The organism is Bacillus sp. TE8-1, from assembly GCF_008368855.1.
In the GTDB taxonomy this organism is placed as follows: domain Bacteria; phylum Bacillota; class Bacilli; order Bacillales; family Bacillaceae_G; genus Bacillus_A; species Bacillus_A cereus.
This window is the reverse complement of record NZ_QPET01000023.1, coordinates 178418-197299: the sequence shown is the minus strand read 5'-3', so window position 1 is coordinate 197299 and position 18882 is coordinate 178418. Positions and strand designations below refer to the sequence as shown.

Sequence of the window (18882 nt, the reverse complement as noted above, 5' to 3'; positions counted from 1 at the left end):
TCTGTTCTTCTTTAGGCTTTACTTTCTCTTTTTCCAATTTCTTCTGATAGGCAAGAAGTTGTGTGTCATTCATCTTACCAATATTTTTATGAATATGATCCAGAACTTCTTTTTGCAAAGGCTGCAACTCTTTTTCTTGTGCTAATCCAGTGTACACCTGGCGTATATAAAAGTTTGTGGTGTTGTACATGTTCTTAGCGTTATGACAACATTCTTGAAAATAAGAATACATACGATGCCCTTTTTTAATCCAAATTTGAAGAGTTTTATAGTTTGATGGATTTTCCTTTGTCATTTTATTCACCTCCTTGTTAAGGATATTATAGCAAAAAAGAACATACGTTTCCGTTTTTTTCTCGAAAATAAAATATTTCTTTCGATTCACCTCACCACCTTCACTTACGTTTAGAGGTGGGAGTCCTCTCGAAAGGAATGATAGAAAATGACTTAAAAATTAAACATTATAATTGCCACTTTGATTAAATGAGATAATAATAAAAAAACGTACACTTCTGTACGTTTTTTTATCTTCTTTAGTTCCTAATTATCTATACAAAAAATTGAAATACCATTTCAACTTCTGCCTCATTTGTATATTCAACCCTAGGCATGGTGCTCGGATTACCATCAATAGCTAACGATAACGGTGCAATACTAACCATTGGTGTAGGTGTTGTTAATAAAACCTTACATGCAGTTACCCATTCTACGCCATATTTCTGACGCGCCGAATCATTTAATTTCACATCAATTCTAGAAATATTTCCAAAGTTCGTTACTGACTCCCCTGTTTGCCTATTGAACCCTTTAACCGCAATACCATTACGTAACGAGTCATACGATACAATATACTTCTCTGATGCAATTGTAAGGATTTTATACGGCATTGCGCTCTTAACAAATTCAAATACATTTGGTCGTTTGTCGGGCTTTCTAGTACTCATCTCAAATACTTTAATTAACTCAATATCTTTAAGTGATAATTGTCTCTTTTTACCTCCGCAATTGCTTGCTGTATCATATGGTACAGGAGCTATATCATGAGATAATTCACCTGGAATATCAATACAATTAAAGCATCTTTCAATAGATTCTATAATTGTAACAAAGTTTAATAATTCAAAATCTATATTTGTACGTTCTAATTCATATAATTTTTGTTCAAGCATCTCTAATTCTATTTCCAAACGACATTTTGTAATAGAGGAACAATCTGAACTAGCTATATCATCTCTCATACGCTGCATAGCATCTTCAATAGCTAAGATTTCCTCATACAAATCTCCAAATCTAATTGTCATTATCACTTCCTCCTCACTTTTTTTTCGGAGCCTTAGTAGGATCTAATGTCCAAGTGATCCAATCGCTTACATCTTTTAAAGAGCTTACATGGAAGTACTCTCTACACTGTCTAAAGAAAGGAATGATAGGACTATTCCAATTCCCTGGCCCTATTTTCCCAGGTCCTTTTCTTCCTGGAAGAACTGTATATATAGTTTTCATAGGCACTAACGCATAACGATTAAATACTTTAAGGCTATTTAGCTTCCCGTCAACCTGATCGTATGTAACTTCTTTATACAGGCGATGTGAAGGTTCGCTACTGCCCTCTAACTTTTGTCTATCATCTGATACAAGAATAAGAGAATTCTCTACGGGTTTACCATTTATTACACTTTTATCTATCACTTGATCAATTGAATGATAAATTGCAGACATACCAGATTCAGGGAAATCCGATCCTCGATTAAATGTTAGCGTACTAATATCAGAAAATGCTTGTGCTAATCCTTGTACATCTACACTTTTATTCAGTAGAATTCTCCAAAAGTTCGGCCTATTCTTTCCTGCTCTGTCTGTAGGATCAGCATAGGCTACTAATGATACTTTACATGGGATTTTAGCAGCTTTAGCATAACGTTCGATTTCATTTGCTGTGGCAACTAATAAGTTTCTAACACGACCTCCAGGTTCAAGGCCCCCTCCTTCAAACATAGATTCAGAAATATCCACAACGAAAATAATATTAACCCCTGTGACTGTAACAGGTGGTACCCATGGATCCGGTTTTGGATAAGGTAAAACTTGTGGTTTTCGTGCATAAGAAGGTCTCACGCACTCCCTTATACATTCCCTAATTTTATACATTAATGTATCCAAGTTTTCACCAGATTCAAGTCCTGATTCCATGATTACTTCACGTATAGCTTCTAATTCATCTACATATTGCCGTAAAGCATCTACTGAGTATGGATGGCTATGTGCCATACCCTTACGCAAATCTTTAATCATTTTATCTATTTCTTTAACATATCTCATAATACTTTTGAGTTTAGGCATATCGATTGTAACCTCCTAACCAAATATAGTAAGCCCATTATAGGAAAAGGTGTGTCAAATGACACACCTTTGTGGTATTACCTTTTCAAATTTCTTCTCAATTTAAGGCATCTTTTTCTAATACTTCCTCTTCAGCCTCCATTTGGCTTGCTAATTTACTAGCCTCAATAAATTCCTGAATTTCTTGCTTAGGAGTAAATCCAACTTTCTTTTCAATATTTTTACCATCTTTCATAAACAGAAGCGTTGGGATCGTACTAACTTCACACAATTTAGTGATATCTAAAAATTGATCAGCGTTAACTTGAATAAATTTAATATCGTCAATTTGTTTTGACAATTCCTTAATATCCTGTGTAATCATTTTACAGGGGCCACACCAAGTAGTATAAAAATAAACTAAAACAAACCCTTCTACTATCTTTTCTTTAAATTCTTCAACTGTATTAATTTCAAACATTTTATTCCTACCTCCTGTAAAGTATTTATAAGGAAGAACGCTAATAAATCCTTTATACTGTATATTACTATAAAATAATTATATATTTGCATACATTTATGTCTACTTAATTTCCACCACAGCCGCATCCAACCTTACGAGCTACCGTATATGTATTACCGTCATTCCACTCTTGAGAAATATTTAATGCATTACGAGCAGAACTAGCCCAAACTTCTTTTTCTACATATTTTCCTTCTGCATCATGACCAGAAACCATATATTTTCGCTTGCCTAACAAATTAACCCTCTCCTTAATTACTTTTATAGAAATTACCTAAATGCTCAAAGCGAGGAACTTTTACTCCGCATACCTCAATATCCGCCATAAAAGTACTCTGAGGTTCAATCCAAGTATTTCCTTTAGCATCTTCATAAATTACCATTTCTTCATCAGTTCCTGTTTGTTTTCCCTTACCAGTAACGAGATAAATTCCACCCTTATAATATCTATAGATTTTAACTTTTTTATTATCCATATCTCCTCAACCTAAACATAATCCTCATATAAATTTATTTAATAATTTCCTTCATTTCTTTTAACCAATTTACTAAAACCATTTCTATTTCCTGCAAACGTCTTATAGAAGTACTTTCAGTCATTTTTTTAGATGCTTTATTGCAAATATAGAGACGTTCTTTTTCAATATCAAATACCAAAGAAAGATGGTAATCTTGTAAACCAAGTGAAGTGGAATCATATCTTACCATTCGTTTAATGGAATGCTCGATATGTATCTCCTTTAACTTACTAGCGAGGTTTTCTCTATGCTTTTTCCACTGATCCGTTGTAAATGTATTTAATAGCATATTAAATTATCACCAACCTTAAAATCATATCCTCTAAATCTCATTTATTAACTACACTAAAATTGCTGAATCATAGTCCCCTGATACAATATAATTAATCCCTGAATCATTATGAATTTTCATTATAATCACTTCGTTAATTTGATGATTTATAAACGATCCATAAGGTACCTCAATATCTTTCATTGCATCAATAACATTTTGAATCTCTTTATTCTTAACTTTCATTGCATTTTCTATTTTGCTGCTACTATTAGAAAAATGTAATGGATACTGTAAATTTTGCTCCGTTACATTTTTTACATTTAATTGTTTCACTAAATATTTCACATAATCTTCTGCTTTTTTAAGCCGATTCTCCATATTACGATAGTTCTTTTCCAGCTCAGCAATATAAAGATTTCTACTCATATCTGCTTCATTATTAGAATTTGATTCAGAAGCATTCTTAGCCTTTTTATTCAATTGACTTTTTTCCTCATTGTTATCTCTTACTTGCAAATGTTGTACCTCAAGCAAATCTACATGTTTCAAAGCATTATTTTCACCTTGATCTAATTCTTTTTTTATTGTCTTTTGCAAGTAATTAAACCATTGGACTAACCATGTGTTATCAATGTCACCATGAATAATTTTGTTTTGTTCTTCCATAGAAAAATCCATGTCACAAATTCTAGCAAGTCCGGAATTAATGTCGATACTAATGGACAAATTTTCGCCACTTTGAATTAACTGTACTAATCGACTAATTTTCTTAGATAATTCCATATCGTTTACCTCTCCTATTTCGTACTGGTATTATAGTAGTCGATATATATATCAATTTAGTTGCGAGTTTTTTTATATCTAATTTAAATATTAAATTTGCTATAATACCTGTACTTCTTTATGAAAAATAATGTACTATGTTTTTACATTCACATTAAAAAATCTTAAGTAGTCGATAATTCATCTAATGGTTTATATTGAAATGCATTAGATTTTTCAGACTCTTTACCCTCTAAATTAATTGCCGTCATTTCAATTACAGATACTTTATCATTAAAAATGTTATGATCTAATTTAGCAGGTGAATGCTCAACACCTGTTAAAACTAATACATCATTTACAAAAATGTTATAACTCTCACTATCAGGTGACGTACTATAATCAAATCTAACTTCTACTCCGCTTTCCATATTATCTACAGAAGTAATAGCTGGTGGTTCAGGAGCTTCATTTCCTACGACTGTAATTGGTACAAATACTTCATGCACCCCATTTGTAATGACTATATCTGTTGTTCCTCCGCTAAGGCCTGTTACAATTCCTTCAGGGCTCACCTTTGCTATATATTTATCTTTGACAGAATAAGTAGTGCCTGTACTCGCCCAATATACATAAATTAACCAGTTATCACCAACTTCTTCTTTACCATCTGTTTGGAAAGTAATCCCTAAATAGTCACCTTTTAAATTTACAATTCGATATTCATTTCGTTTATTCGTTGCTATAACTTGTAACCCTTGTGTTTCTCTATCATCACCCACACCAAAACCATTGGTAGTCTTTACAATTTCAACTATTCGTTCTTCAAATTTATAATTACTAATGTCTACCGCTGTAATTAAACCTTTATTATTATATAAATTATCTATATCTTTAAATAACATAGCCGGACGAAGTTCAGCAGTAACATTCTTTGTAATCCCATCACTAGTTAATGCTTCTACATTCAACTGAACTTGATCACCAGTGTTGAGATTTAAATGCTTGTGGGAAACCATTAGAAAAGCTGTTGATGATAAAGGCTCGAATTCTGTATTAAGAAAAGCATCTACTTTCTTCTGGTACTTCTTTAGAGAGTCCTCTAAAACTAACTTTGCTTCTCTATAGGAAGTCTCAATTAATGCAGAACTTACCTCATCTCTCTTTTGCTCTAAAGCACCTAACTTCGTTAAAATTTCTTTTGCCCTCATATTTCATCCTCCCTCTTGTATCGCATTCATTATAAGAATTTACAAAATTTTTTATTTAATTTTTTGTAGAATAATTCTAGCCTTTTGTATAGTCATATTGTTTAACTTCCCAAAAGAAAAGTCCTTCATATTCAAATCTATAAAGTAAATTTTCAATGATGCTGCCTTGTTCATTATTATTTTTTAAATGCAGGATGTTCTTGAATACTTCTTGTTGCTTTAGAAACATCTTCTTTCAACTCAGTTGTATCTAGAGAGATATCTTTAGCTAAGCTAACTAACATGGTCATATATTCAACTTCTGCAAAGGATATGATAGAATTTTCACCTTTAGCATTTTTACGAATTATAGTAGTACCATTTTCTTGCCATTCCTTAAACTTACTTTGAAAAAAAACATCTGCTTCCTCTAAGCTAAGACCTTCAGTTAATTCTTGTGTCTCACTCTTTAACTTTTTTACTAATTTATCCTCCAACCAATCAACTTTCTTTGAATTTCCACTTTTAAAATAAAAGACTGCAGAAACGTTAAATTTATTTATTTTCATATTTAAATTCCCCCTAGATTATAATCTTTCATCTACACCTGATCTTACTCTAAAGCTTCAATAGGTTAATTAGTTTGATATGGAATTTATCCTTACAGTTATATATTTATAGTCGTTTTACTTAACTAGAATGTTGCGAACTTATTTCCTAATAATTAAGAACGAGCCAATATCATGAGAAGCATCTATAGGTATTGATATAGTTCCTTTAATATGAGAGTTACTTGATTTGCGAATTGAAATACTTCCCTCTAATCGCGATGCACTTGCTACATAAATAGAACTTTTTATCTCTTCAAACATACTCATTCTAATAATAGCTGTTCCACTAAGAGTATAGCTCGCATACTGTCTTGTTAAAATTGTAGACAGTATTTGTGACATATCAGGGTATACCACTAAAATATTGCTATGAATCTCCATAAATTTATAATAAGTACCGTCTGCAAATGGTTCCGTATTTAATACTTTTCCAATTAATAAATCGTATGCTGAGCCGCCAATCAAATTAATATCATGATGTTTCTTTGTATCCATGTGCTCAAATACTAATACAGTACGATTATTAGAAAAATCATATACCCCACCTAATTTACAAAACACAGGAATGTTATTATCTCGAAAGATAGTTGTAATCATTTCAGGAAGTTCACTTTCAAATTGCTCATGATAAGTTTTATATTCCCCTGTCTTTAATATGACATTGTATACTATTCCATCAATCTTAATTTCTAAGTTTTCATCTAAAATAGAAATAACATCCTCCAATTTTTTATCACAATATATTCTATAACCATGCGGAGTCAATGCCACTTTCTTCACCTCCTAAGAAAATCCAAATTTTAACAGCTTTATTGCTCTTTAAAAAGTTTTCTTTGCTTTTAGTTTTGTTTAACTGAAATTTAGTTTGAATAAAACAGAATCATTACTCCTCCTTTTTCATAGTAGCTATCGAAATATCCCTAATAATAGTTGTTAGATTTTAAAAATCTAATATAAAATAGTTTTTTCTAACCTCTAATTCCATACTTACAAGTAATCTCCATCTGTTCACTTAATACATCTATATTTTCTTCCCGTTTTAGATCATTCTACTTTTTCCGTCGCAACCTATTAACTTCTCATAACGACAGTTAGTATGCAGATTCAACAAATAGGAGGATTTAAAAATGACAAAAAACAAGTTACTAAAGACATTACATTTCAATTCAAATACTTTAAATTGGGGCCCATACTTTGATTCATTACATCAACCTTATTTCTTAAAATTAACCAACAGTTTTTTCTTCGTTAATAGAGTTGGGGTGAATTAAAGTGCCTTCCCAAAGATATATTGACCTTAGAGAAGATAATTTACCTGACTTACATAACAATGTGTTATTGAAAGCTTGCCAAGAGGATCCTGATTTACTCTCTGAACTTTTATATGAAAATAAAGAATTTCTCTTCTCAATCATTGCTCACTACAAAGGAAGCATTGAATCCCTGAAAAACAAATTTAACGTGGATGAAGAAGAGTTACTTCAACACGCTTATATAGCTGTTATTACAGCAATTAGAGATTTTGATTTTAATAAAGGAATTAAGTTTACTACTTATATTTATCGGCCAATTATATGGGAAGTTAACCAATTACTCTATAATGATTCTAGACTTGTACGCTTAAGTCGAAGTGCAGTAGATCTACTCAAACAAATGGAGAAAGTTGAAAATGAACTAGGTTATTTTCCAAAAGCTGAAGAATTAGCAAAATTACTTGATGTTACTGTAGAGCGCATTGAAAATGTTCTTCGATTCGCTTCAGAATTAACCTCTTTAAATTCACTTGAAAGCTTTGAACCCGAGGATTACTCAATAGGTTATGAAAGTAAAGTAATGGATAAAATCTATGTAGAAAATCTACTTAAAAACTCCGATTTATCCGAATTTGAAACTCAAGTGATCAATCTTATTATGGATGGTAACAATAACTCACAGATAGCAAAAAAATTAAATGTTTATCCAATGACAGTTAATCGTGCTTTAAACCGTATAAAGAATAAATTAGATAACAACTTTGAGTCAAAACGATTGTCCAAATATGAAAGTGAAATTGGACTAATTGCAGAAGAAATGATCGAATTAAACTGTATAATGAATATAGAACAACTCAAAGATTTATTAGATGTATGTGGTTACAATATAAGCAAGTATAGCTCTCGAGTTTTATATTATATTCGTCAACAAGCTATAAGCCGCTTAGATCAAAACCTATCTGAATGCAATGATTTCTCGCAATAAAACGTAATTAAAAAAGTATACAACATTAAGTGACAGAAGATTCAAACTATAAAAATTATTAAAAAATCATTTTAGTTATATATAAAAATAAGCAGATTCTTTAAATAAAGAATCTGCTTATTTATTAAATTTCTTGAATCCACATACCATAGTTAGGAAGAGCTAATTTTAATTTATTAAATGTTTCATCAACCCATGATTTAGTATTAAAATCTCCTACTATAATTCGATAATTATCATTCCCTAAATTCTCCTCCCACAAACCATAACCAGGTAGAATTTCTTTTACTCTATTCATTGTCGCATCCTTCCACTCAGACGTATTAAAATCACCAAGGTAGATACGATAAAACGTATTGTTCTCCTCTTCTCCCAAGAACCATTTAAGAGATTTGTCACCATTCAAACGGTTAACATCACAATTTCCAATTCCAGACACATACCCACCTGTTGTATTGTCTGCATATTGCCATAAATCACAACTATATTTCGGCTTATTGCCATAGCGTGGAACCCATAAAAAATCAGCTTTTACATTACTTAACCCATATTTTTCATACATATGGTGGCTTACATATAAACCAACTTTCCACCCTGCCGCTTTACATGTATCAATAAATGCTTGAGATGCTGCAGCTAATTTGCTTGGTCCACAACTTGCGAGTGTATCATCTTCTACATCTAACACTAAGAATCTAGCATTTGGACTAACTCGTGCCATAAAATCTTTTGCTTCCACAATTGCATCATTAACACTTACATAACACCCGTAAGCATATGCTGCATGCGGGACGCCATATGCTTCTAATTTTTGCACATGCTGATTATACAATTTATCACGTTTCAATGAACCATATTGCACACGACAAATAGCAAGATCTAGGTTTTTCGCCGCCACAGCCCAATTAATATTATCATTCCATTTTGAAATATCAACAATATATCCCATACTTTAACCCCATCCTTTTTTAACGTAAAATATCAAATTTTTTCAAAAATCCATTCGCATAATTTGCTCCTCTACTTGCCAATAATCCTGCAGATATAATGGATATATATCTTCCATATCCATTCAAGTCAAAGAAGTTTAAATTAAAAGCAAATGCTAAAGAAATACCTACAAAAATAGATAACAGATATGTGAAACGATCTTGAATAGTTCTATTAGGTATCATGTTTTTTAGAATCTCTGTAAGAGATTCTGTTAGAATTGCTAAAATCACTAACAATGCTCCATTCTCTAGCATTGACTGTAAAAGGTCATTCATTTTCTATTCCTCCAATTTAAAATAGTGCATACCAAGTTTGCATACCAACTACACCATCAATAGATAAGAAACTAGAATTACGCTGATACTCTTTAACCTTTTCTTCTGTTTCCTTACCAAATATGCCATCAACACTCACTTTTAATGTTCTTTGAATCGCCTCTATATTCCGTCCCCTATCGCCTCGTTTTATAGGCTTTCCTGGATATGGTCGAACAGGAGGGCTTCTCATATACTCTTCTAGTTCTAAGTTGATGTAATTCTTGCCTAATTGAGGTGAACCTGGCTCGATTAAAATACTTTGTCCTTCATACAATGCATGGATGTCCAGTTCTGGATTTAATTTTTTTAAACAATCTGCTTTTATACCAAATTGTGTGGTTAAAGACTGAAGTGTATCAGTTGCACGTATTGTATATAACTTTCCATTTTTGACCGATACCTGTTTAGCTATCATATTGGTTTCCTTTGTACAACTTTCAAACTCGTCTACTACATCCATAATGAATTGATTAAAGCTTTTACCTACAAATTCTAGTCCTTTAGCGGGATCACTTCTCAGCTTAGAATCTAGTACATCATGCCCTATAATATCTCGGCGAGGATTTAGTCCAAACTTATAACAAATATAAGCATGCAGCCAAACATAGCGCTTATACGAATCTACCTTATCAATTTTTTCACCGTAGCATAATTCCACTCCGATGGCAGCATTATTAGCACATGTATCATATACTGCATTACTAGTATTAACATCATAAATTACATGAAAGGCATATTCTGGTTCATGTGTCACAGCAGGTATACACTCAATAATTTGTTTATCATCTACGAGAAAATGTACCGCAGTATTTGATTGATTCTGTGTACGTTGATAATAATCTACACTTTCTCTTGCTGTTAAGTTTGGATGCTCTATACCATGCGCAACAATAAATTGAACATAAATACGATTACCAGGACGCTTGGTTGATCCTTCATCCAGATAATCCGTTTCAATTTCAAATTTTTTCTTAAATCCCACATCAAGACCTCCTCATGCCTGAATAAAACGAAGAACATTAATCTCGTATTGCAACACTTGATTTGCATTATTATAAGGAGAATATTTAATGGTTTAACATTTACTAAGAATAATAAATATATTTAAAATAAAAACATATAGAGGTAGTCCTTGTTTTTAAAATAACTAATTATTCTGAATGCATTTCCCATGAGTCACCTTATTCCGTAATACTATTGCGTCTCCTTTGTACCTCTTCTTTTAATTCTCTATTCGCAGTGGTTAATTCATGCACTTGCGTTTCCAGACTCTCATTACGAGCCGTTAATTGTCTTACTTGTACTTCTAATTGAAGGTTCGCTTTTGTTAATCTAGCAACCTCTAGAGTTAGTTCTTTCACCTGATTTTGATATGTTAACATCATATCTTTGAGTTCAATTCGAAACTGCCTTTCGTCATCAGATAAAGAATGACGGTTTGTACTTGTATCGATACTGGTGTTAGAAGTTGGTTTGTTCTTAGAAGTTAAGTAACCAAAACCTCCTGTAATAAACATGCCTAATACAGAAGCAATTGCAGAAATTAAACTATCTTTCATTAACCGTCACCTACTTTCATCAGCTTAAGATAGAGACCTGCGGCCATAAGTGCCCAAACAAAATAACTTGTACCTGTTGTAGCACTATCACTTAACCATAAGGAAACGGAAACAAATGTCCAAAATCCAATAGAAATTAACAATCCAATACTTCTAATAATCTTATTATCTGTAGCCACCCCATATAATAAGAAGAAAGATATAAATAAGCATTGCATGCCCCATAACTGTTCCGGCATAACTTGCTCCATAGTACTGTAAACAGAATTTTTAAATGTAGCAATGGGAGATAACAATAGAACTGCCCACCACAGTGCTATACTGATCAAACCAATTTCAACAAGATTGTATTTTCCCTGTTTAGGCATATATAATAGCCTCCTACTTTTAGAAATTCTCCCACCTTAGACATAACTTAATATGAATTATTAAAAGGTAAAGAGATGTTACACATGAAATACACTCAAAATTTTTATCTCCATGTATTGTCAGAGATAAAACGTATTCCTATTTCATTTATCCTTATAACTTAAGGCAGTTATCACTTTCTATCATTGAGTCTTATCTATCTTCTTACGTAAACAAGTTAAAACAATTTCAAGTCAGTATACATAAAACTAACTTTCTACATTGGATATATTTACGCTATTAAAGAATTTAAGTAGAAATTTATATTTTCCCTCTAACATTACTCAAAAATAAAAAGGTTACACCCTTCTTAGAGAAACAATATCTACAATACAATACGTTAAGAAAAGGTACTTTAATTAAGCCATTGAAAGTTCTTTAAACAATGAAAATTGGATATTACAACAAAATCATAAGATTTTATAGGATTCATATATTTATAAATTTATTATCTTATTCAATAGAAATTATAAGAATTTAATCATAAAAAATAGCCTACCCAGTGAAATGGTAGGTATTGGTTTGGAACAAAATTCATTTAAAATCATGTTGCAAATGTTGATTTTACAATAGAAAAAACCCATCCATTTTAAAAAAAGATTAATCAAAATGAATGGGTATAATTTATAAAGAAATCATTTTTTTATAAAAAAGTTTAATTTAAGATACCTAAAAACTTATACAATCAATAGTTTATTACAAATTAGCTGCAGGTTTTAATTAAACTTTAAAAGATATAACTCCACCTGTTACTCCATTTTTTACTATTCTATTGTAATGCTCCAATCTCCATCTGCTTTTACTCCAAAGCTATACATCCCTAAATCTTTGAAAACGTGAGAAGACGAACCTTCATAGGCACCAATTTTATTCACTAACAAATTTTGATCGTTCACTTTAATGATAAAGTTTCTTGAACCTGTATGCTTTAACTTAACAATATGATTTCCATTTGGAACATTAATAAATACTACATCATCACCATGCCCGTTAATTGTTCCCGGAACCGATTCTGATACAAGTGGTGTTTCTTGCGTTATTGCAGCATTCCAATTGCCACTCGATTTCACTTCTAAATAATATTCTCCACTAGCCGGAATTGTAGTTGATACCTTCCCTTTATAACTACCTATTGTATTTACTAACAATCCGACATCATTGCCACTAGCATTTTTTAAATGTACAATAAAGTTTCTTGAACCTGTATTATTAAAGTCAAAAAATGCTAAGCCTGACTTTAGATTGACTTTATGTGTGACAGAATCACCAGATCCTTCTAATTTCTGTTTATTATTTTCGTATGATTCTTTTAGTTTTTTATCAGCTTCTTCTTTAGCAATTCTTTTTTCTTCGTTCATTCTGTTTTCTTCTTCTTTAATAAAAGTCCCTAAAGCTTCTTCATTATTCAATGTTTCAACTTTAATTATTTCTTTTTCATTTAATACTACAGCCACAATTTGCCCATCTTTGGTATCAAATGTGTATAATCCCCCCGGATTATACCTATTGTAATTTCGAACTTTTATCTTATTTCCTTCTTTTTTATCTTCAAAATCCTTAACACTCATACCGATAGTGAACATTGATTTAATTTCTTCTGTACCATATTGTGTATATGTAGTTTCTTTAGTTTCTTTAGTTTCTTTTTTTACATCTTCTTTACTCTCATCAGTAGAAGTTTCATCACTTGTAATGTTTTCCTTGCTATTTTCTTTAACTGTTTCATTACTATTATTATGGGGTAGCACATGTGCGATAAGGTACCAGCTAATAAACCCTACCATCAAAATAATAGCCGATTTCTTTTTCCCCGGTTGTTTATTTATAAATAAGAAGATAAGTTGGAATAATGTTACTACGGAAATTATAAATAATAAAGCCACAATTCCACTTCTTATCCCATTAAGTAATCCACATATCGTAAATAAGATAATGGCACTATAAATCCATAATTGTATTGGTTTCTTCTTTATTTTTTTTATTAATGCTACCACCAACAAGATGATAGAACTAAAAAATAAAAATAACATTATAAAATCCTTAATTTCCATACTATAAGATTCGCCCCTTATGCTAATTAAATTAGTAATGATTTACACTTCACTCATTATGCCTTATTTAAGGTACCATGGAAGTTTAAATACTTTTTATATAATTCAAAAATAATAACAATAAATTTTTATAATTTGTTGTTCCGAGCTAAAAATGTCAATTTCACAATGAGTTACTCATTATATATGGCAAATAAAGATGATACCCTCATAACGACGTTTAGGCACTGTGCAGGGCATTTTATCGTTTATCTACAAGTTCAAGTCTTTTTTTATGGAGGATTTCTCGTACCTCTTCATTTAAAAGGTTTTCGAATGAATTACGGTAACTAATATATTTAGACATTTCCTCCTCACTAAAAAACATCTAATATATTTTTACTACTGAGGTTTGAAGTCACCTGTTTTTTAATATCCCCTTCTGCATCACTACTTTCTTTTGCAACTACATTTAAATAGTCCTCTTTAGATAACGAAGAACACGCGGACAAGAAGAGAATAGAGCACAGAAAAATTACAATTACCTTATGTAATTTTATACATCATTCTTTCCTAATATACACATTAAATATAATTATAACATACAAATTGTCATATTTAATCATAAAAAAATACGCCCTCACAACATCATTTAAAACAATGCGAAGGGCGTTTATACTTTTTATATAGAATTCATTAATTAAATTTTTATAAACGGTATCTCTTTTTTATAAACAATACAACTTTATTTCAAATTTACAGTAGGCTATCTTGTCTTTCTTACATTATATAAGCATACGGATATGCTGTTACGACCTCAATACTACTCTCTAAATTGCTAACACGCTTAATTAAAGCTGTTACCGATATCTGTGATTTATCACTTTGTCTTACAAAGAAATTGTAAGCTTGTAAGTCACTTTTATCGGACTGTCTAACAGCTACTGTTCCAAGTTTATCATATACAGCTGATCGTCTTACTGCAATTGTACTGCTTAAATCTTCCTTATCACTCTGCCTTATAATAACCGTGGAATTTACACTGTAATGTTCAAATACTTCAACTAAACCAACAAGATTACTATTCGAAGACTGTCTTACGGTAATTTCACCATTAAGTAAACCACCATCTGTTTGAGAATCACCCCATACTCGTACAGTAGCGTTCCCGAACAAATTAAAATGATCATAGCAAGCTATTTCACAAGCTAAATCTGCTAAGGCAATTTGTCTTGCAGCAATCTTGGAAGGTAAATCACTAACTTGTTTAGCTTGAATAAATCCATTTAATCCGATTTCAGCACTTCGTCTAATACTAATACTTGATTCTTGATTCTGGTTATCCCATATTCGAATAGCTATTGTTCCATCTAGTTGTCCACCATCAAGCCAAAAGTCACCCCATACCCTTACTACAATAGAGTTTTCTAGTATCACTGCACCAGTTTGTCTTATTCTAATAGAAGAGGCTAAATCTCTATACCGTGGCTTACTAGCAGTAATGCTAGAGAACAAGTTAACCCAAGGCCTTACATACCCCTTAATCGGAAGCCTATCTTCAGTATTTTGTTTAACTCTTACATAACCTCTAAAATCTATATGACCTATAGCTCTTACAGTTAGTTCTGAATAGAAGTTACCTGAATTTATTTCAAATATACTGTCTAAATCTGAGCTTCTTCTTACTCGCGCATTTACCATGGAAACCAGATTTTTTTGCGCATTAATAGGAATCGTAATAAACGATTGTAAATTACCTGAGTTTACTGTTACAATACCTGGAACATCATACATCATGCGTAGATTAATCGAAGAAGGAATTTCCTCCCACCCACCTAGCGGAATATGAATAGTCGCAGGAAGATTGTTCTCATTATTTTGTCTTGCAATTACATGGCCATTTAATAAAGATTTCTCCCAAACATTAATGTACGTTTTTAAATTAGGATTTCCTATGTTACCATAACCTTCTAAATCCACTCTATACTTAACGTACATTTCAGAATGTTGATCCGTACATTCTTCAACCCTAATTCCAATTGTACTATCTAATTCAACTCGCTCTTTAACATCTAAACTACCAGGCAACTCAAAACTACGTGTGATTTCAAATTCCATGAGTAGATTATTTTGCAAGTCAGTATCATTAGACCATACTCTTATATCAAAATTAGAAATGAGATCATCCCTATAAAGAACATAAACACTAGAGACTTTATTATTTTCAGTAATACTCATAGTAGAGACTATTTGCCCACCATTAACTATAGGGTTCCCCCATACACGAGCGGTAATATTAGTACTCAAATCATTTCTATAAAGAACATAAATCCTCGAACGTTTTTCTATTTCATTGGCACGAATATAACCATCAAGGTCAGATGCACCTATTGTTTTAATAGCTATTTTTGCAAGAATTTCACTAAAATCTTTTTGTCTAGATACAATACTACCTATAATTTGTGGATGGTTAATCCAAATTCGGGATTCTAACTCCCTAGGTTGATGAACATGTAAACTAGATGATAGATTACCAAATCCTTTATTATCTCTAACAAGAATGTTACCAATTAAATCTTTTACCTTATTTTGAATAATTGTGATTTCTGCTGAAATATACGCATGATCATCAGAATATATCTGCATGTCATAGTATGTAACTTCTAACTCTGGTCTTCGCTCGATTGCTTCTTTTGTATAAAATCCTCTAGATAAATTTTCGGACTCTTCTACTGCCCGCACTAAGAAACCAAGGTTAGGTTTTTCATATATATGCCACTTCTTAACTAACTGCGTAACATCAAACTCTACGTATCCAGCTGCTCCACCTATTACTCTAGTTACAGAAAATCCATCTATTGCAGCTTGAGGTTGGTTAGCCCACGTTACACCTGTTTCATTCCATTGACTATTACTTTCAATGACCTGGACAGACTGAGAACCTTGTCCTCTCCCATCATAATACAGTCGTAAAATAGCTTTACCTATTTCAGTATTTACTGTAGGTATTGTTGAAATATCAAATCCCACAAGGGAACGATATTTCTCAGGAAACGGTGATCCAGTCCTACCTATATACATCTGTGTTTCTGAACCATAGTTTAATTTCGGGAAAAACTCACGAACAAATGCATCCTTATTCGGATACAGTTTCATATTAAACTTTGGCCTTTCCATCATGCCATAACTAGCCCTTAATACGAATGGCTTAGAGACAAACAATTTACATTGTAAATTTTCAGTTACTCTAATCGATAACTCAGATGATAACCACTCAAAATAAATAGGCGCTATTTCATAGGTAGCCATCATACTGTTTTTCAAATTAATGAACATGTCTCCATATAATTCATTCCACTCTTTAATCCCTAAATCCATAGGTAAATCTGCTATAAAGATTGGAGAAATTTCATAACTGGCAGACATTATTCCTTTTACAGCTACCGTTAAGGTACCATCGAGCTCTGAAAGACTAGTAATAGTAATTTTTGAAACCAAATCATCTATGATAATCCCAGACATACCATACTGTGCTCTCATGGATGAACGGGTCGTTACGTTAATGGTAGAGAGAAGTTCCTGTACAGCTCTTACAGTAAGATTTGCAGGGAAATCTCTAATGGTAATACCATCTACTCCATAGGTTGCTCTTATATATGAATTAGTCGAAATGTGTATACTTGATTCCAAGTTATTCGTACCCATTACAAAAATCTCGGAATAAAGATCACTATAATACGAAGGCTCAGTAAAGTATGTAGCCCTTACCAATCTATCTACATTTATATTAACTCCAATATTGGAAGGTAAATCTTTAAAATATGTTACAGAAATAGCACCTTTAAAGTCATGATATGAAGCTTTGTCCATTTCATACTTAGCAGACAAATGAATTTCTTTCATATTCACTATAATGTTTGATTTTAAATGTGCAGGATACGTCAATACATTTACTTCAGAAAGTAAACTTGAAATATATTGTTCATCAATCTCATAATGACCTACTAATTTGACATAAGGATTAATAGATATATTTGAAAATAGATTATTATGTGTACATACTCTAATTTCTGATTTTAAATCGCTAGATCCATAACCCTCCATATTATATTCAGAACGCATATAACTGATAGGATTGATATTCAATGTACATCTTAAATCTTTTTGGAAATGTGTAACACTAATTGTAGCAACTAAATCGTTTTCTCCGAATTTATCAATCTCATAGTTAGCGGCTATTCTAATACTTGGATTAATTATAATAGAACTTATCATATCTTCAGGTTTCATAATATCTATGAAGCCTTTTATATTTTGACTATCTACTTTGGCTGTCTCATATTTCGCTGTTGCTTGAGACATTATGCTTACATTTAAGGTAGCTTCTATCTCATCACGCCATAATACTAATCCCTTAGAAGATAGTTCACTTTTATTGTCGGTAATAAGAAAACCTGCATTATAACTATTCGTTACCTCATCCCAACTAAGTGACCTTTGATATATTCTAAAAGTTGCTATATTTCCTTCAAAATAACTATTATTTGCTGTTGATGATTTACCTAATACTAATGGGGCTGTTGTATTAACATATTCCCCCAATACAGGTAAGCTAAAGCCCTGCGGAGCTGCATTGATCATACCCCATAAGCGTTCTCCATCATACAGTAAAGTTATGTGTTGCCAAGCCTTTACGTTAACTTCAGTAAAAACAAAAGACATTTTCTTTGTTTCTGTCGTTATTTGAACCCGAATTTCACGAGTATCTAAGTCAAAATAAAGTGAAAACCCTCGTTCACTCCCCGCACCATAAGATGCGATATAACCTGACTTAACTGGTTTGACCCAAGTTTCAAAAGTAAAACCTGAGTCTGTTGGCAGTAATTCCAAATGATTAGGGATTACCACGTGATTGTTAAGGCCGTTAAAGTAAAGTGAATAAGGATCCGTAGGTATATTCATACCTGTCCAAGTTTTATCTTGCGAGAAGTTAAAACTTATCAAACTTCCGTTATGCCCTTTTCTTGCTAAATCAAACCAAGAATTAACAGGGATTGTATTTACACCCTGTGAATAACCTTGGTTAGCTAACGCAGAGTGTAAATGTAAGGTCAGTCCCTTTAACGGATATGCCATTCTA

General features: G+C 31.9%; 19 protein-coding genes and 1 pseudogene. 2 read left to right on the top strand and 18 right to left on the bottom strand.

Annotation, left to right across the window (positions count from 1 at the left end):
- From DN404_RS22020 to DN404_RS21975, 11 genes and pseudogenes are all read right to left on the bottom strand, one after another.
- A pseudogene (locus tag DN404_RS22020) lies at positions 1-295 on the bottom strand (RNA-guided endonuclease InsQ/TnpB family protein); the annotation flags it as partial.
- A gap of 253 nt (positions 296-548) precedes the next feature.
- Entirely contained in the window at positions 549-1301 is a 753-nt protein-coding gene (locus DN404_RS22015; protein WP_098382362.1) for a hypothetical protein, read from the bottom strand.
- A 13-nt stretch (positions 1302-1314) separates the two neighbouring features.
- Entirely contained in the window at positions 1315-2340 is a 1026-nt protein-coding gene (locus DN404_RS22010; RefSeq protein ID WP_001125259.1) for a vWA domain-containing protein, read from the bottom strand.
- A 97-nt stretch (positions 2341-2437) separates the two neighbouring features.
- On the bottom strand, positions 2438-2800 hold the full coding sequence (locus DN404_RS22005) for a thioredoxin family protein (protein ID WP_149215465.1): 363 nt from the start codon (positions 2798-2800) through the stop codon (positions 2438-2440).
- Between the two features lie 106 nt (positions 2801-2906).
- Positions 2907-3080, bottom strand: coding sequence for a hypothetical protein (locus DN404_RS30630; protein ID WP_000900867.1), 174 nt, complete (start codon positions 3078-3080; stop codon positions 2907-2909).
- Between the two features lie 13 nt (positions 3081-3093).
- On the bottom strand, positions 3094-3318 hold the full coding sequence (locus DN404_RS22000) for a DUF1653 domain-containing protein (RefSeq protein ID WP_000369000.1): 225 nt from the start codon (positions 3316-3318) through the stop codon (positions 3094-3096).
- A 34-nt stretch (positions 3319-3352) separates the two neighbouring features.
- Positions 3353-3649 (bottom strand): hypothetical protein, encoded by a 297-nt coding sequence (locus tag DN404_RS21995; RefSeq protein ID WP_000926108.1) that lies wholly within the window; start codon positions 3647-3649, stop codon positions 3353-3355.
- A 51-nt stretch (positions 3650-3700) separates the two neighbouring features.
- Positions 3701-4417: a hypothetical protein gene (locus tag DN404_RS21990; protein WP_149215464.1), complete on the bottom strand. Its 717-nt coding sequence runs from the start codon at positions 4415-4417 to the stop codon at positions 3701-3703.
- A gap of 164 nt (positions 4418-4581) precedes the next feature.
- Positions 4582-5607 (bottom strand): hypothetical protein, encoded by a 1026-nt coding sequence (locus DN404_RS21985; RefSeq protein WP_149215463.1) that lies wholly within the window; start codon positions 5605-5607, stop codon positions 4582-4584.
- A gap of 176 nt (positions 5608-5783) precedes the next feature.
- Positions 5784-6155 carry a hypothetical protein gene (locus tag DN404_RS21980; protein ID WP_046392591.1) on the bottom strand — a complete coding sequence of 124 codons (372 nt, stop codon included), beginning with the start codon at positions 6153-6155 and terminating at the stop codon, positions 5784-5786.
- Between the two features lie 141 nt (positions 6156-6296).
- Positions 6297-6968, bottom strand: a complete 672-nt coding sequence (locus DN404_RS21975; protein WP_001229379.1) for a hypothetical protein — start codon at positions 6966-6968, stop codon at positions 6297-6299.
- Between the two features lie 356 nt (positions 6969-7324).
- Between DN404_RS21975 and DN404_RS30625 the strand changes: the two genes are divergently transcribed.
- Both DN404_RS30625 and DN404_RS21970 read left to right on the top strand, forming a co-directional pair.
- Positions 7325-7468, top strand: a complete 144-nt coding sequence (locus tag DN404_RS30625; RefSeq protein WP_179951870.1) for a hypothetical protein — start codon at positions 7325-7327, stop codon at positions 7466-7468.
- A gap of 1 nt (position 7469) precedes the next feature.
- Complete coding sequence (locus tag DN404_RS21970; protein WP_046392589.1) at positions 7470-8435, top strand: sigma-70 family RNA polymerase sigma factor; 966 nt, start codon at positions 7470-7472, stop codon at positions 8433-8435.
- A 124-nt stretch (positions 8436-8559) separates the two neighbouring features.
- On the opposite strand, the gene DN404_RS21965 is transcribed toward DN404_RS21970, so the two are convergent.
- The 7 genes from DN404_RS21965 to DN404_RS21935 form a co-directional block, all read right to left on the bottom strand.
- Positions 8560-9384 (bottom strand): GH25 family lysozyme, encoded by an 825-nt coding sequence (locus DN404_RS21965; protein ID WP_000540599.1) that lies wholly within the window; start codon positions 9382-9384, stop codon positions 8560-8562.
- 19 nt (positions 9385-9403) lie between these two features.
- A complete protein-coding gene (locus DN404_RS21960; protein WP_048534349.1) occupies positions 9404-9703 on the bottom strand; it encodes a hypothetical protein in 300 nt (99 codons plus the stop codon).
- 16 nt (positions 9704-9719) lie between these two features.
- Positions 9720-10727: an N-acetylmuramoyl-L-alanine amidase gene (locus tag DN404_RS21955; RefSeq protein ID WP_149215462.1), complete on the bottom strand. Its 1008-nt coding sequence runs from the start codon at positions 10725-10727 to the stop codon at positions 9720-9722.
- 199 nt (positions 10728-10926) lie between these two features.
- Positions 10927-11304, bottom strand: a complete 378-nt coding sequence (locus tag DN404_RS21950) for a hypothetical protein (protein ID WP_000655296.1) — start codon at positions 11302-11304, stop codon at positions 10927-10929.
- Complete coding sequence (locus tag DN404_RS21945) at positions 11304-11672, bottom strand: hypothetical protein (RefSeq protein ID WP_001125914.1); 369 nt, start codon at positions 11670-11672, stop codon at positions 11304-11306. Before DN404_RS21945 ends, DN404_RS21950 begins: the two co-directional genes overlap by 1 nt.
- An 804-nt stretch (positions 11673-12476) precedes the next feature.
- Positions 12477-13763: an O-antigen ligase family protein gene (locus DN404_RS21940; protein WP_149215461.1), complete on the bottom strand. Its 1287-nt coding sequence runs from the start codon at positions 13761-13763 to the stop codon at positions 12477-12479.
- 759 nt (positions 13764-14522) lie between these two features.
- On the bottom strand, positions 14523-18878 hold the full coding sequence (locus tag DN404_RS21935; RefSeq protein ID WP_149215460.1) for a DNRLRE domain-containing protein: 4356 nt from the start codon (positions 18876-18878) through the stop codon (positions 14523-14525).
- Positions 18879-18882 lie beyond the last annotated feature (4 nt).

Excerpts from the sequence above, each read along its gene's own strand:
- DN404_RS30625 (WP_179951870.1), top strand. The coding sequence starts at position 7,325 with ATGACAAAAAACAAGTTACTAAAGACATTACATTTCAATTCAAATACT.
- DN404_RS21980 (WP_046392591.1), bottom strand. The coding sequence starts at position 6,155 with ATGAAAATAAATAAATTTAACGTTTCTGCAGTCTTTTATTTTAAAAGT.
- DN404_RS21935 (WP_149215460.1), bottom strand. The coding sequence starts at position 18,878 with ATGGCATATCCGTTAAAGGGACTGACCTTACATTTACACTCTGCGTTA.
- DN404_RS21995 (WP_000926108.1), bottom strand. The coding sequence starts at position 3,649 with ATGCTATTAAATACATTTACAACGGATCAGTGGAAAAAGCATAGAGAA.
- DN404_RS21950 (WP_000655296.1), bottom strand. The coding sequence starts at position 11,304 with ATGAAAGATAGTTTAATTTCTGCAATTGCTTCTGTATTAGGCATGTTT.
- DN404_RS21945 (WP_001125914.1), bottom strand. The coding sequence starts at position 11,672 with ATGCCTAAACAGGGAAAATACAATCTTGTTGAAATTGGTTTGATCAGT.
- DN404_RS22010 (WP_001125259.1), bottom strand. The coding sequence starts at position 2,340 with ATGCCTAAACTCAAAAGTATTATGAGATATGTTAAAGAAATAGATAAA.
- DN404_RS22015 (WP_098382362.1), bottom strand. The coding sequence starts at position 1,301 with ATGACAATTAGATTTGGAGATTTGTATGAGGAAATCTTAGCTATTGAA.
- DN404_RS22000 (WP_000369000.1), bottom strand. The coding sequence starts at position 3,318 with ATGGATAATAAAAAAGTTAAAATCTATAGATATTATAAGGGTGGAATT.
- DN404_RS21965 (WP_000540599.1), bottom strand. The coding sequence starts at position 9,384 with ATGGGATATATTGTTGATATTTCAAAATGGAATGATAATATTAATTGG.
- DN404_RS21985 (WP_149215463.1), bottom strand. The coding sequence starts at position 5,607 with ATGAGGGCAAAAGAAATTTTAACGAAGTTAGGTGCTTTAGAGCAAAAG.
- DN404_RS21990 (WP_149215464.1), bottom strand. The coding sequence starts at position 4,417 with ATGGAATTATCTAAGAAAATTAGTCGATTAGTACAGTTAATTCAAAGT.
- DN404_RS21940 (WP_149215461.1), bottom strand. The coding sequence starts at position 13,763 with ATGGAAATTAAGGATTTTATAATGTTATTTTTATTTTTTAGTTCTATC.
- DN404_RS22005 (WP_149215465.1), bottom strand. The coding sequence starts at position 2,800 with ATGTTTGAAATTAATACAGTTGAAGAATTTAAAGAAAAGATAGTAGAA.
- DN404_RS21960 (WP_048534349.1), bottom strand. The coding sequence starts at position 9,703 with ATGAATGACCTTTTACAGTCAATGCTAGAGAATGGAGCATTGTTAGTG.